This window comes from Salinisphaera orenii subsp. halophila YIM 95161 (assembly GCF_003732545.1).
In the GTDB taxonomy this organism is placed as follows: Bacteria; Pseudomonadota; Gammaproteobacteria; order Nevskiales; family Salinisphaeraceae; genus Salinisphaera; species Salinisphaera orenii_A.
This window is the reverse complement of the sequence record NZ_AYKF01000067.1, coordinates 13,632-28,099: the sequence shown is the minus strand read 5'-3', so window position 1 is coordinate 28,099 and position 14,468 is coordinate 13,632. Positions and strand designations below refer to the sequence as shown.

11 protein-coding genes are annotated in these 14,468 nt (G+C 67.9%); all 11 read right to left on the bottom strand.

Going from position 1 to position 14,468, the window contains the following annotated elements:
- Positions 1-8: 8 nt before the first annotated feature.
- Genes SAHL_RS05825 through bamA form a run of 11 tightly spaced genes read right to left on the bottom strand, consistent with a single transcriptional unit; the run spans position 9 to position 14,467 of the window.
- Positions 9-1,655 (bottom strand): CTP synthase, encoded by a 1,647-nt coding sequence (locus SAHL_RS05825; RefSeq protein WP_184947418.1) that lies wholly within the window; start codon positions 1,653-1,655, stop codon positions 9-11.
- Positions 1,656-1,696: 41 nt separating this feature from the next.
- On the bottom strand, positions 1,697-3,025 hold the full coding sequence (gene tilS / locus SAHL_RS05820) for a tRNA lysidine(34) synthetase TilS (protein WP_184947416.1): 1,329 nt from the start codon (positions 3,023-3,025) through the stop codon (positions 1,697-1,699).
- Positions 3,022-3,993: an acetyl-CoA carboxylase carboxyltransferase subunit alpha gene (locus SAHL_RS05815; protein WP_123590463.1), complete on the bottom strand. Its 972-nt coding sequence runs from the start codon at positions 3,991-3,993 to the stop codon at positions 3,022-3,024. Before SAHL_RS05815 ends, tilS begins: the two co-directional genes overlap by 4 nt.
- A 24-nt stretch (positions 3,994-4,017) precedes the next feature.
- Complete coding sequence (gene dnaE / locus SAHL_RS05810) at positions 4,018-7,515, bottom strand: DNA polymerase III subunit alpha (protein ID WP_123590462.1); 3,498 nt, start codon at positions 7,513-7,515, stop codon at positions 4,018-4,020.
- Between the two features lie 4 nt (positions 7,516-7,519).
- The gene (rnhB, locus tag SAHL_RS05805; protein WP_123590461.1) at positions 7,520-8,143 is read right to left on the bottom strand and encodes a ribonuclease HII; all 624 of its coding nucleotides are present in this window, start codon (positions 8,141-8,143) and stop codon (positions 7,520-7,522) included.
- Positions 8,140-9,297: a lipid-A-disaccharide synthase gene (gene lpxB, locus SAHL_RS05800; protein WP_123590460.1), complete on the bottom strand. Its 1,158-nt coding sequence runs from the start codon at positions 9,295-9,297 to the stop codon at positions 8,140-8,142. Before lpxB ends, rnhB begins: the two co-directional genes overlap by 4 nt.
- 17 nt (positions 9,298-9,314) lie before the next feature.
- Complete coding sequence (lpxA, locus tag SAHL_RS05795; protein WP_123590459.1) at positions 9,315-10,088, bottom strand: acyl-ACP--UDP-N-acetylglucosamine O-acyltransferase; 774 nt, start codon at positions 10,086-10,088, stop codon at positions 9,315-9,317.
- Entirely contained in the window at positions 10,078-10,527 is a 450-nt protein-coding gene (gene fabZ / locus SAHL_RS05790) for a 3-hydroxyacyl-ACP dehydratase FabZ (protein WP_123590458.1), read from the bottom strand. Before fabZ ends, lpxA begins: the two co-directional genes overlap by 11 nt.
- Complete coding sequence (lpxD, locus tag SAHL_RS05785; RefSeq protein ID WP_123590457.1) at positions 10,524-11,576, bottom strand: UDP-3-O-(3-hydroxymyristoyl)glucosamine N-acyltransferase; 1,053 nt, start codon at positions 11,574-11,576, stop codon at positions 10,524-10,526. The genes fabZ and lpxD overlap by 4 nt, the downstream gene beginning before the upstream one ends.
- Before the next feature lies 1 nt (position 11,577).
- Positions 11,578-12,090, bottom strand: a complete 513-nt coding sequence (locus SAHL_RS05780) for an OmpH/Skp family outer membrane protein (RefSeq protein ID WP_123590456.1) — start codon at positions 12,088-12,090, stop codon at positions 11,578-11,580.
- Between the two features lie 34 nt (positions 12,091-12,124).
- On the bottom strand, positions 12,125-14,467 hold the full coding sequence (gene bamA / locus SAHL_RS05775; protein WP_123590455.1) for an outer membrane protein assembly factor BamA: 2,343 nt from the start codon (positions 14,465-14,467) through the stop codon (positions 12,125-12,127).
- Position 14,468: the final 1 nt, after the last annotated feature.

The following is a 14,468-nucleotide window of genomic DNA, read 5'->3' as shown; positions in this document are numbered from 1 at the left end:
GGGGCCGATCAGACGTCCTTCCGGCGGGCCCGAGCGGCGGTGATGAAGCCGATGAACAGCGGATGCCCCGAGCGCGGCGTGGACGTGAACTCGGGATGGAACTGGCAGCCGAGATACCACGGATGATCGTCGAGCTCGACGATCTCCACCAATCCGTCCTCGGCCGAGAAACCCGAGAAGATCAGCCCGCTCTTCGCCAGCGCATCGCGATAGTGATTGTTGAACTCGTAGCGGTGGCGGTGACGCTCGTAGATCGATTCGGCCCGGTAGCAGCGCGCGGCCAGACTCCCCTCGACCAGGTCGCAGCGCTGCTCGCCCAGGCGCATGGTCCCGCCGAGATCGGCATCCGCGTCACGTGTCTGAACCGTGCCGCCGGCGTCGTGCCATTCGGTGACCAGCGCGATCACCGGATGCTCGGGATCGGGCACGAATTCGGTACTGTGCGCGCCCTCGAGCCCGGCCTTGCTGCGCGCGTACTCGATGCAGGCGACCTGCATGCCCAGGCAGATGCCGAAATAAGGCACGTTGTTCTCGCGTGCGAAGCGGGCCGCGGCGATCTTGCCCTCGATGCCGCGCTCGCCGAAGCCGCCCGGCACCAGGATCGCGTCCATCGGCGCCAGACAGGCGCCGCCGTCGCGCACCACGGTCTCGGAATCCACGTAGTCGATGTCCACCCGGGTGCCGGTATGCAGCCCGGCGTGCGACAGCGCCTCGTTCACCGACTTGTAGGCGTCCGCCAGGTCCACGTACTTGCCGACCATGGCCACACGCACGGTCACGTCCTGGGTCTTGCGCGCATCCACCAGGCGCGACCAGTTGGACAGGTCCGCATGCGGCGCCTCGATGCGGAAATGATCCATCACGAGACCGTCGAGCGCCTGCTGCTGCAGCAGGCCCGGCATCTTGTAGATATCGTCGACATCGATCGCCGCGATCACCGCGCGGTCCGAGACGTTGGTGAACAGCGCGATCTTGCGGCGTTCGTTCTCCGGCAGCGGCCGATCGACGCGGCAGATGAGGATGTCCGGCTGGATGCCGATGGAACGCAGCTCCTTGACCGAGTGCTGCGTCGGCTTGGTCTTCATCTCCTGGCTGGACGGGATGTAGGGCACCAGCGTCAGATGCATGAACAGCACCCGATCCCGACCGAGCTCGACGCCGAACTGCCGGATCGCCTCCAGAAACGGCAGGCTCTCGATGTCGCCGACGGTGCCGCCGATCTCCACCAGGCAGATGTCCGCGCCCTCGCCGCCCTGGAGAATACAGCGCTTGATCTCGTCGGTGATGTGCGGAATGACCTGCACGGTCCCGCCGAGGTAGTCGCCGCGGCGTTCCTTGTTGATGACGTTGTTGTAGATCTGGCCGGTCGTGAAGTTCGACAGACGCGAGGTCCGCGTCTTCAGGAAACGTTCGTAATGGCCCAGATCCAGATCGGTCTCGGCGCCGTCACGCGTGACATAAACCTCGCCGTGCTGGAACGGGCTCATAGTGCCCGCATCTACGTTCAGATAGGGATCGAGCTTGATCACGGACACGCTCAGGCCCCGGGCCTCGAGCAATGCGCCGAGCGACGCGGCCGCAATGCCCTTGCCCAGCGAGGAGACCACCCCGCCGGTCACGAAGATATATCGGGTGCCTGCCGCGTCGGCTGCCATGCGCGATCCGAAAGGTCGTCAGCGGGACAATGGCGCGCATGCTAGCCGAAAGGCGGGACATCGACAACGCGCGCGGCCGCACCGGCCGGCGCATCACGCCAGTGAAAGTGAATACCACGACCGCCGAGCAGCCGCTCGATTTCTGGGTGCCGCCAGACGTCGCCCGCCGCAACCAGCACGGAATGAGCATAGACGAGCGGAATCCGGCCACGCAACCAGGGCGCGACACGCTGCTCCCTGAGCACGTCCTTGAGGGCTCGACGATGGCCGTCGGGGCCGGCCACGCGCTCGCCGCCGCGCCGGAAGACCACCTGCAGCCGCGCGTCCTCGACGCCGGTCTCGACCACCGACACGAGCCGACCGCATCCGGCCGGCAATTCCAGCGGTTGGCGCCCGTCCCAGCCGCTCGACCAGTCGAATGGCGCCGACGCCAGCACCGCCATCGCGTACAGATGATCTCCGAACGCGCGCACTTCGGTCGAACCGAAACGCACGCAGGGGCTGGCCCTGCGGCGACTGTCCGGCAGTGCCCGGATCTGTTCGAGGTGGCGGTGGTCCGGCGCGTCCCGCGCCTGCGCGTCGAGCCAGTGGCGCAGCAGTGCCCGTTGGCGGTCGGCGGTGAGCGCGGACAGCACGGTCGTATCGAGTCGGCCGGCCGCATCCACGGCATCCGTGTGGTCGCGCGATGCGAGATCGACCACCGTGCGCCGACCGGCCGCGGCATGCCCGCTGCTGCGCGCGAGCGTGCGCGCCGCGGCCGGATACCGTTCGCTCAGGATCGGCCAGAGGCGCTCGCGCAGCCAGGCGCGGTCGAGCGACAGATCGCGGTTGCTCGGATCCTCGATCCACTCCAGTCGGTGCCGGCGCGCGTAGTCGGTGATCGTCGCGCGCTCGACGGCGAGCCACGGCCGCCAGTGCTGTGCCGCACCGAGCGGGCGCAGCACGGGCATCGCCGCGAGTCCGGCCAGACCGGCGCCGCGCAGCGCCTGGAGCAGAAAGGTCTCGGCCTGGTCCTCGGCGTGATGGGCGGTCAGAAACAGCTCGTCGCCAGCCAGAGCCGCGGCGACGGCATCGTAGCGGGCGCGTCGTGCAGCGGCTTCACGGCCCTCCACCCCGGCCGTGGCCACGTCCACGTCCAGCCGCGTGAAGCCGACGCCGAGTGCGGCGCACTGCGCCCGGCAGTGCGCCGCCCAGTGTTCGGCCTCAGCCTGCATGTGGTGACAGACGTGGATGGCGCGCAGTACGCGCTCCGGGTGCGCGTCGCGGGCCGCGTGCAGCAACGCCGTGGAGTCGCGCCCGCCGCTGTAGCCCACCGCAAGCCGACCGGCCGGCGCCGGCAGCGTGGCCAGCGCGCGCCGGAGGGTGTTCACCCCGCGGTCTTGAAGTCGCCGAAGGCCATCCAGCGCTTGTAGCGCGCCTCCAGCAGCGCGTCGACGTCCTGATGCCTGAGCCGCGCCATGTTCGACAGCAGGCGATCCCGCAGGCTGGACATCAGCTGTGCCGGATCGCGATGCGCGCCGCCGAGCGGCTCCTCGATGATCTCGTCGACCAGTTTGAGCCGGTGCAGATCCTCGGAGCCGACCTTCATCGCCTCCGCGGCTTCCTCGGCCTTGTCCGCGCTCTTCCACAGGATCGAGGCGCAGCCCTCGGGCGAAATCACGGAATAGATGCTGTACTGCAGCATGAGCAGGTGGTCGCCCACGCCGATGGCGAGGGCGCCGCCGGAGCCGCCCTCGCCCACCACCGTGCACAGGATCGGCACGCGCAGACGCGCCATCTCGAACAGATTGCGGGCGATGGCCTCGGACTGGTTGCGCTCCTCGGCGCCGATGCCGGGATAGGCGCCGGGGGTGTCGATGAACGTGAGCACCGGCATGTTGAACCGCTCGGCCAGCTTCATCAGCCGCAGCGCCTTGCGATAGCCTTCCGGCCGCGGCATGCCGAAGTTGCGGTGGATCTTCTCCTTCGTGTCGCGGCCCTTCTGGTGGCCGATGACCATCACCGACTGGCCGCCGAGCCTCGCCGTGCCGCCGATGATCGCCGGATCGTCGGCATAGGCGCGGTCGCCGTGCAGTTCGACGAAGTCCGTGAACAGGCCGTCGATGTAGTCCTGCATGTACGGCCGCAGCGGATGCCGCGCCATCTGCGCGACCTGCCAGGTCGACAGCTTGGAGAAGATCTGCTCGGTGAGACTGCGGCGCTTGGATTCGAGCCGCGTGATCTCCTCGTTGAGGTTGACCTCGCTGCCGTCGGCCACGAAGCGCAGTTCCTCGATCTTCTCCTGCAGCTCGGCGATCGGTTGTTCGAAGTCCAGGTAATCGAGGTTTTTCTGCGCCATCAGTTCGTTTTTTGCTGCGTTGTGTTACTGGAGTGTCGTCTGAGCGCGACGATAACGCACTTGCACGGCTTCCGCACCCACCAGACCGCGCAGGTCGTCGAGCAGACCGTTACAGACGCGCACCCGGGTCTCGCCGAGTGTGAGCACCGCACGCGCGTCGGCGTTGGCATAGCGCAGCACCACGTCACAGCCGGCCTCCGCACGATAGCGGTCGACACAGCCCGCGAGCGCGTCGACGTCCACGCCCGATTCCGCCTGCAGCTGGAGCATGATGCGGCTGGCGTAGCGCTCGCGCGCGCCGTCGATGTCCATGACGCTGTTCGCGTTGAGCCGGAAACCGTCGGTGAAATCGTCGTACTGGAGCGTGCCGTCGACAATGACCAGCCGATCGGCGGTGAGCAGATGGCCGTACTCGGCGGCCTTGTCCTCGAACAGCGGACACTCGATGCGCCCGCTGCCGTCGTCGAGCACGACGATGATGCGGCGGCCTTTCTTCATCCGCCGCACCTCCACCACCAGGCCCGCCACGATCGCCGCGCGCTTGTCGGCCCGCCGCGCGCGCGCGCCCTCCTCCGGACGCGGCATGGCCGCGACCTGATCGGCGATCTTGCCGTGGGTCATCAACGCGAGCTCGGCCTCCCAGGCGCGGATGGGATGGCCGGTGAGGTAGAGGCCCAGCGTGTCGCGCTCGGCGCGCAGGCGCTCATCCTCCGGCCACTCGGCCAGCACCTCCAGCGGGGGCCCGCTGTTGTCGGCGTCCTCGGCGAGGCCGAACATGTCGTTCTGGCCCGCGGTCGAGGCCGCGCGGTCCTGATCGGCCGCGGCCAGCGCCCGCGTCAGGCCGTGCATCAGGCTGGCCCGGTTCGGCCCCAGCGCGTCCAGTGCACCGGCATTGACGAGCGCCTCCAGCGCCCGGCGATTGGCCTTGCCGGTGTCGATCCGGCGGCAGAAGTCGTAGAGGTTGGCAAACGCCCCGCCCTCGCGCCGCTCCGCGATGATGGCGTCGATCGCGCCCTTGCCGACGCCCTTGACCGCGCCCAGGCCGTAGCGGATGGTCGCCTCGTCGACCACCGAGAAATCGTATTCGGAGGCGTTGACGTCCGGCGGCGCCACGGCGATGTCGACGCGGTGGCACTCGTCGATCATGATCACGACCTTGTCGGTGTGATCCATGTCCGCGGAAAGCACGGCCGACATGAAGTCGGCCGGATAGTGCGCCTTGAGCCAGGCGGTCTGGTAGGTGAGCAGCGCGTAGGCCGCCGAGTGCGACTTGTTGAAGCCGTAACCGGCGAACTTCTCGACCAGATCGAATATGTAGGCCGCGGTGTTCTCGTCGATGTCGTTGGCGACGGCGCCCTTGATGAAGCCGTCGCGCTGCTTGGCCATCTCCTCGGCCTTCTTCTTGCCCATCGCCCGCCGCAGCAGATCGGCGCTGCCCAGCGAATAGCCGGCCAGCACCTGGGCGATCTGCATCACCTGCTCCTGATACAGGATCACGCCGTAGGTCGGCTCCAGCACCTCGGCCAGGGAGGCGTGCGGATACACGACCTGGGCGCGGCCGTGCTTGCGGTCGATGAAGTCCTCGACCATGCCGGACTCGAGCGGGCCCGGCCGATAGAGCGCGACCAGCGCGATGATGTCCTCGAAGGCATCGGGGCGCAGGCGCTTGATCAGACGCCGCATGCCCGAGGATTCAACCTGGAAGACCGCGGTCGTGTCGCCGGCCTTTAGCATGTCGAAGGCGCGCTTGTCGTCCATCGGGATCGAGCGGATGTCGATCGGCTCGCGGCCGGCGTGCTCCAGGCGCCGGTTCGCCACGCTCACCGCGCGATCGATGATGGTGAGCGTACGCAGTCCCAGGAAGTCGAACTTGACCAGGCCGACGGCCTCGACGTCGTCCTTGTCGAACTGGGTGACGCGATTGTTGCCACCCGGCTCGCAGTACAGCGGCGTGAAGTCGATGAGATCCGAGGGCGCGATGACCACGCCGCCGGCGTGCTTGCCCGGGTTGCGCGACAGCCCCTCCAGCGACATGGCGAGGTCGAGCAGATAGCCGATCTCCTCGTCGGCCTTCGAGGCGCGCAGTTCCTCGGACTCCTCCAGCGCGCGCTCGAGCGTCATGTCGGGCGCGAACGGCACCTGTTTGGCGATCCGATCGACCATGCCGTAGGGATGGCCCAGCACGCGGCCGACGTCGCGCACCACCGCGCGTGCGGCCATGGTGCCGTAGGTGATGATCTGGCTGACCTTGTTCGCGCCGTAGGTGTCGGCGACGTACTCGATCACGCGATCGCGGCCGTCCATGCAGAAGTCGACGTCGAAGTCCGGCATGGACACGCGTTCGGGGTTGAGGAACCGCTCGAACAGCAGATCGAACGCCAACGGATCGAGATCGGTGATCCCGAGCGCGTAGGCCACCAGCGAGCCGGCGCCAGAGCCGCGCCCCGGCCCCACCGGCACGCCGTTCTCGCGGGCCCAGCGGATGAAGTCGGCCACGATCAGGAAGTAGCCCGGAAAACCCATGCCCTCGATCACGCCGAGTTCGTGCGCCAGCCGCTGTTCGTATTCCGCGCGGCGGGCCTCGCGCGCATCCCGGTCGGGATAGAGATCGGCCAGCCGGGTCTCCAGACCGCGCTCGGACTCGGCCTTGAGAAAACTGGCCGCATCGTGCTCGGCGGGCACCGGGAAGTCGGGGAGCACGTTCTCGCCGAGCGTCAGCTCCAGATTGCAGCGGCGGGCGATCTCCACGCTGTTCTCGATCGCCTCCGGCAGGTCGGAGAACAGCTCGACCATCTCGGCGGGCGTCTTGAGATACTGCTCGGCCGTGTAGTGGCGCGGCCGGCGCGGGTCGGCCAGCGTGTAGCCGCCGTGAATGGCCACCCGCGCTTCATGGGCGTCGAAATCGTCGGCCGTGGGAAAGCGGACGTCGTTGGTGGCCACCACCGGAATGTCGTGGCGCAGCGCCAGCGCAACGGTCTCCGACAGCCAGGCCGACTCGCCGGCACGCCCGCAGCGGGTGAGCTCGAGATAGTAGCGGTCGCCGAACACCGCCTGCCAGTGGCGCGCCGCGGCGTCCGCGAGCTCGGGCTTGCCCGCGAGCAGGGCCGCCCCCGTGTCGCCGGCCATGCCGCCGGACAGCGCGATCAGACCCTCGGCCTTCTCCTCGACCCACTCGCGGCGGCACAGCACCTGCCCGCGGTCCTGGCCCTTGAGATAGGCGCGGGTCAGCAACTCGCACAAATGCCGGTAGCCCTCCCGGCTCTGGGCGAGCAAGGTCAGGCGCGACGGCGGTGTTTCCGGGCCCTCGTCGATCTTGAGATCGACCCCCACGATCGGCTTCACACCGGCGCCCAGCGCGGCCTTGTAGAACTTGACCATGCCGAACAGATTGACGTTGTCGGTCACGGCCACGGCCGGCATGCCGGCCTCTCGCGTCTGGGCGATCAGCGGCTTGATCCGCACGATCCCGTCCGACAGCGAATATTCGGTGTGGACGCGCAGATGAACGAAGGGCGTGGTCATGGGCTTATCGTAACGTGTAATCGAAGACGGTCTGGCGCGCTTCGGCCAAGCGGGCGACCGGAGCGAAGCTGCGCCGGTGGATCTCGGTGACGCCGAGCCGTTCCAGGGCGCGGCGATGGCCGGCAGTGCCATAGCCCTTGTGCCGAGCGAAGCCGTAGCCGGGGTAGGCCGCGTCGAGCGCGACCATCTGCCGATCGCGCGCGACCTTGGCCACGATGGAGGCGGCACTGATCGCCGGTACCGCGCCGTCGCCACCAACCACCGCACGCACCGGCATCGCCAGCCCGGGCGCGTGGTTGCCGTCCACCCAGGCCGCGAAGGGCGTGAGCGTGAGTGCGGCCACGGCTCGCCGCATTGCGAGCAGGCTCGCCTGCAGGATATTCATGGCGTCGATTTCCGCAACCGACGCCTCGCCCAGCGCCCAGGCCAGCGCCCGCGCCCGGATCTTGACATCGAGCCGCTCGCGCTCGGCTTCGGTCAGCGCCTTGGAGTCGGTCAGACCCCGCGGCAGCCCCTTCGGCGGCAGAATCACGGCGGCGGCCACCACCGGCCCGGCCAGCGGGCCACGGCCGACCTCGTCGACGCCGGCGACACAGGGGCAGGCGAAACGTCGGCGGCGGCGCGTCACGGGCGGGCCTCGACGAGATCCACCACTGCGCGCGCGGCCCGCGCGTCGGCGTCCAGCGCGAGGCGGGCGTGTATCCCGTCGAACGCGTCGATCTGGCGCCGGCGCGCGGTCTCGGCGTGCAGCAGACGATAGAGCCAGGGGCCCATGAAGTCCGGGCTCGCCTCCTGCTGCAGGAATTCGGGCACCAGCGCACGGCCGGCCAGCAGATTGGGCATGCTCACGTGCTCGGTCTTGATCAGGTTGAGGCTTCGGGCGATCCAGTAGTTGCTGTCCGACAGTGCATAGGCCACCACCATCGGTGTCTTGGCCAGCAGCGCCTCCAGCGACGCGGTTCCGGAGGCCAGCAGCAGCACCTCGACCGCGCGCATCACCTCGCGCGATCGACCGTCAATCAGCGTCACGTCGACATCAGGATAGTCGGCGAGATCGGCCTCGAACAGGGCGCGGACGCGGGCGTTGGCCATCGGCGCGACGAAGCGCAGGCCCGGCGAACGGCGCGTGAGCCAGCGCGCGGTCTCGAGAAACGGGCGCCCCAGCCGGCTGACCTCCGCACCCCGGCTGCCGGGCAGCAGGCCCACCCAGCGGGCGCCCGGCTCCAGACCGAGTGCGCGCCGGGCAGTGTCCGCGTTCGGATGCCGCGGCAGCTCACCGGCCAGGGGGTGGCCGACATAGGTCACCGGGATGCCGTGACGCGCGAAGAACGCCTCCTCGAAGGGAAAGATCGCCAGCAGGCGATCGACCGCACGCCGGATGTGGCGCGTGCGCCCCTCGCGCCAGGCCCAGGCCGTGGGGCAGACGTAGTGGACCGTGGGCACGCCGCGCGACTTGAGTCGAAGCTCGAGCCCGGTGTTGAAGGCCGGCGCGTCGATACCGATGAAGGCCGCGGGCCGAGCCGACAATACGTGTGCCGCGAGCCGGCGGCGCAGTCGCAGCAGCCGCGGAATCTGGCCGACCACCTCGCTGACACCGAACAGCGACAACGCCTCAATATCGGCCAGGCTCTCACAGCCCTCGGCCCGCATGAGCGGCCCGGTCACGCCCTCGAAGCGGGCCTGTGGATAGTGCACGCGCAGCGCCCGGATCAACCCCGCGCCGAGGCTGTCGCCGGAGGTCTCGCCGGCGACCAGCGTGAACAGCGGTGCCGCATGGGACACGCGCGCTCGCCGCGACGCTAGCGGATGATGCCGCGCTGGGCGGCGTCCAGCGACGCCAGCATGACGCGCACCGCCTCGCTGTGTTCGGCCGGCTCGCGCAGCGCCTCGCGGGCCTGATCCAGCCGCAGCTTGGAACGATAGATGGTGCGATAGGCCTGCTTCGCCGCGGCCACTTCGTCCTCGGAGTAACCGCGCCGGCGCATGCCCACGGAATTGATGCCGTGGGGCTCGGCGGGCGCCCCCGAGGAGCGCACGAATGCCGGCACGTCCTGCTGCACGCCGCTGCAATAGGCCAGAAACGCCATCGTGCCCACGCGCCGGAACTGATAGACCAGCGCGAAGCCGGCGAGAATACAGAAATCGCCGATACGGACGTGGCCGGCCAGACTCGCCCCGTTGGCCATCGTGATGCCGTTGCCGAGCACGCAGTCGTGAGCCACGTGGGTATAGGCCATCAGCAGATTGTCGTCGCCGATGATGGTCTCGCTCTGATCGATCGTCGTGCCGCGGTGCACGCTGCAGTATTCGCGGAACGTGTTGCGATCGCCGATGACCAGCCGCGTCGGCTCGCCCTTGTAGACGCGATGCTGCGGCTCCGCGCCGAGCGACACGAACTGGAATATGTGGTTCTCGCGACCGATGTGGGTGTGGCCCGTTATCACGGCGTGCGGGCCGATGCGGGTGCCCGCGCCGATGCGCACGTTGGGGCCGATCACCGAGAACGGGCCGACATCCACGTCGTCTGCGAGCTGGGCCTCCGGATGGACCTGTGCGCTGGGATCAACTGGCATCGGCCTTCCCCGGAATCGCCATCATCTGCGCGCGGCAGGCCAGCTCGTCGCCCACCCAGGCTTCGGCATCGAAACGCCAGAGACGCTTCTTGGCCGAGCCGACCACGAGCTTGAGCAGCAGCTGATCGCCCGGTACAACCTGACGCTTGAAGCGCGCCTTGTCGATCCCGGCGAAGTAGACGATGGTGCCCTCCTCGGACTCGACCGTACGCATGCCCAGAATCAGGCCCGCCTGCGCCAGCGCCTCGAGGATGAGCACGCCCGGCATCACCGGATGCTCCGGGAAATGGCCGGGGAAGAACGGCTCGTTGATGGTCACGTTCTTGATCGCGGTGATGGACTGGCCCGGCTCGCACGAGAGCACGCGGTCCACCAGCAGAAAGGGAAACCGGTGCGGCAGCTGCCGCATGATCGCCCGGATGTCGTCTTGCTCGCTCATTCGTCCTTGTCTCCTGTGAAAGCGCCGGGCCGCTCCACCCGGCGCAGACGGCGCTCGATCCGGTCGAGCTGGCGAAACAGCGCCAGACGCTTGCGCCACTTGCCCGCCGGCATCGCGCGCAGGGTCGACGAGTATACGCCGGCCGCAGTGATGTCCTTGGGCACCTGGCTGGCGGCGGTGATGATCACGCCGTCGACGACCGTGACGTGATCGCCGATGCCCACGCCGCCGCCGATCATGCAGTGCGCCCCGATGGTGCAGGAACCGGCGATGCCCGTACAGCCCGCGACCACCGTATGCGCGCCGATGACGCAGTTGTGGCCGATATGGACCTGATCGTCCAGCTTCACGCCGGGGCCGATGACCGTATCGTCGATGGCGCCGCGATCGATCGTGGTGCCGGCCCCGACCTCGACGTCGTCATCGATGCGCACGCCTCCGAGCTGCGGGATCGGGTCCCACCCCTGGCCGTTGTGAACGAGACCGAAGCCGCGACCGCCGATCGCGGCATTGGCCTCGATGCGCACCCGGGCACCGATGACGACGCCGTCGCCGACGCTGACGTTGGCCTCGATACGCGTATCGGTCCCGATGCGCGCTCGCGCCCCGATCACGCTCGACGGCCCGACCACGACGCCCGCTTCGAGCACCGCATCCGCCCCAACCACCGCCTGCGGCCCGATACTGGCTCCAGGGTCGACACGCGCGCCGGGCTCGACGACCGCACTCGGGTGCACGCCGGCCGCCGGCGGCGCCGGCTCGAACACGCTCGCCGCCCGGGCGAACGCCAGCCGCGGGCGCTCGCAGACCAGCGCCGCCACGGGGCAGCGCGGCGCCAGCGCCGCGGTCAGAATGACCGCCGTCGCGCCGGTCGCGGCCAGGGCGTCGGCCTGCGCCTCACTCTCGGCGAAGGCCAGACCGGCGTCGCGGCCGGGGGTCAGCGCACAGACGCCGTCCAGCCGCGCGCCCGGATCCCCCAAGGCGAGCTCGAGGTCGAACTGCTCGGCTATCGCGCCGAGCGTGGTCTCGTAACCGGAATGATGCGACACGTCAGCGCTGCTTCAGGCGGTCGAGAATCTCGTCGGTGACGTCGATCGCCTCGGTCGCATAGAGCACGCCGTCGCCGAGCATGAGATCGAAACCTTGCTCCCGGGCGTAGGCGTCGATCACGCCGCGGATATCAGCGCGCATCCGCTTGAACTCCTTTTGCTCGGCCTCGGCCACGTCGTCGTTGTACTGGCCCTGGCGCATCTGCAGCTCCCGCTGGCGCTCACGGATACGGGTCTGGAGCCGGGCCCGATCGTCTTCGCTCATCACCGAACCGTCCCGATTCAGCCGCTCCATATCCTGGCGCAGACTCTCGGAGGCGGCCTCCAGCTCGTTCTTTCGCTTGGCGAACTGCTTGGCCATGCTGGTTCGCGCACGGCTGGCCTGCGGGGATTCGCTGACCAGCCGATCAACGTCGACGACGCCGATCCGCGGTGTCTGCGCGGGTGCAGACACTGCCACCGACGCCAGCAGCAGGCCGAACATCAGCACGAAGGCGTACCGCAGATGGGTCATGGTCGCTCCTGGACAAGGCAGCGCAGGCGCGGCGCTACAGCCCCACACCGAAGGAGAACTGGAAGCGATCGGTATCGTCTCCCGGCTGACCGTCGACGTAGGCGGCGTAACTCACGCGCAGCAGACCGAAGAACGGGGTGAACCAGTAGAAGGCAACACCCGCCGACTTGCGCAGCTCACTGGCGTCGAAATCGCTGGCTTCCTCGTACACGCTGCCGATGTCGTAGAACGCGGCCAGACGCGTCGACTTGTTGTCCGACTCGAGGAAGGTCGGAATCACGAGCTCATTCTGCAGAGTCGTGAGGAACTGGCCGCCGTAGGGATTATCGAAGGAGTCCTGCGGGCCGATGCCGCCGTTCGAGAAGCCGCGCACCGAGCGCGCGCCGCCGCCGAAGAAGTTGTCGTAGGGTGGTACGTCTTCGCCCTGCCCCCAGATATCGGTCTGGGCGATGCGGCCGTCGGTCTGCAGCACGACCTTGTCCGACAGCCCCGGAATCCAGGCGCCGATACGGAAATAGCGCTGGTGCTCGAAGCTGACGTCGTAGTACTCGAGATCCGAGCCCGGGCCCTTGATGTTGAACTCGACCTGGGAATTCGAGCCGCGGGTGGCGAAGAACGTGCGGTTGCGCGTGTCGCGCTGCCAACCCGTCTGCAACTCGTAGGTCGTGGCCTCGCGGCCGTTCTCGTTAATGAACTCGGCAAGCTCGTCGGACAGACGCTGCTCGCCGTCACGATTGACCGCGGAGTTGATTTCGTTGCGCTCGACGCCAAGCCCCGCACGGATCTGCGAATACTCGGTGATTGGCAGGCCGAACGTCATCGCGCCGCCGACCGAGTTCAGATCGAAGCCGGAACCGATGCGAATGAGCTGATCGGTGTCACGATAGAACGCGGAGATCGTGCGCGAAACGCCCTCGTCGGTGAAGTAGGGATCGGTCCAGCTCGCGCCCACGCTACGCGCGTAGTCGTTGGTCTCGGCCTGCAGGCTGACCTTGTTGCCGGTGCCGCGGAAATTGCTGTGCGACACGCTGCCATTGATCAGAAAGCCCTGGGCGTCGGAGAAGCCGACACCGAACTGCAGCGTGCCGGCCGCACGCTCGGACACGTCGTAATTGACGTCCACCAGATCCTCGGAGCCGGCGACCTTCTGCGTGTCCACCTGCACGTCCTGCATGAAGGGCAGACGCGCCAGCCGGGTGCGCGAGCGCTCGACGCCACTGCGCGAGAACGGCGCGCCCTCGAACTGGCGCATCTCGCGACGCAGCGTTTCGTCGTTGGTCTTTTCGTTGCCGGAGAACGTGATCTGACGTACGTAGGCCCGCTTGCCGGGATCGATGAAGAACGTCAGATCGACCGTCTTGTCCTCCTCGTCGACCTGGGTCAGCGGATCGACTTCGGCGAAGGCATAGCCGAAGTCGGCCAGCCCGGAGCTGATGCGGCTGGCCGAACCGTCGACCTCGCTGCGACGGAAGATCTCGCCGGCCTCCACGTCGACCAGACGCTGCAGCGTCGTCTCGGGCACGATCATGTCGCCGGCGAATTCGTAGTCGCTGATCGTGTACTGCGCGCCCTCGTCGACGTTGATCGTCAAGAAAATGTCGCGCTTGTCCGGCGACAGCGACACCTGGATCGAGGACACGTTGAAGCGGATGTAGCCGCGGTCCTGATAGAACGAGTTCAGCGATTCCAGGTCACCGAGCAGCCGCTCTCGCGAATAACGGTCGCGGTCGCGCCAGAAGGTCAGCGGATGCGTGTAGAACGGCGCGCTCGATTCAAGCTGGAACACGTCACGCAGCTGATCGTCGGAGAAGCGCTCGTTGCCGATGATGTTGATGTCCTTGATCGAGGCCACCGGCCCCTCCTGGACATCGATATCGATCGCGACGCGGTTGTTGTCGAGCTCGGTGACCTCGCTGTCGAGCTGGACGCTGTAGTAGCCGTTGGCATAGTACTGGCGCCGCAGTTCCTGATCGAGCTGATCCACGAGAGAGCGCTTGTAGAGCTCGCCCTGGGCCAGCCCCTGCTGTTCGAGGCTCTTCTTGAGCTGATCGCCACCGATCTGCTCGTTGCCCTCGATCGTGAAGCGCGCGATCTCCGGACGCTCGACGACGTCCACCACGAGGGTGTTGCCTTCGCGCTGCAGCGTGACGTTCTCGAACAGGCCGGTATCGTAGAGGGCGCGGATCGCCTGTTGCGCACGCGCCTGGCTCAGCCGGTCGCCGGTCGAAAGGGGCAGATAGGTCAGTACCGTGCCGGGTTCGAGCCGTTGGACGCCGGTCACCCGCACGTCCTGCACGCGAAAGTCATACTGAGCCCACGCGCCGGCGGCATAGAAACACAACAGCACGACGAGCGCGCGCATCAGAATTCGAGGCATA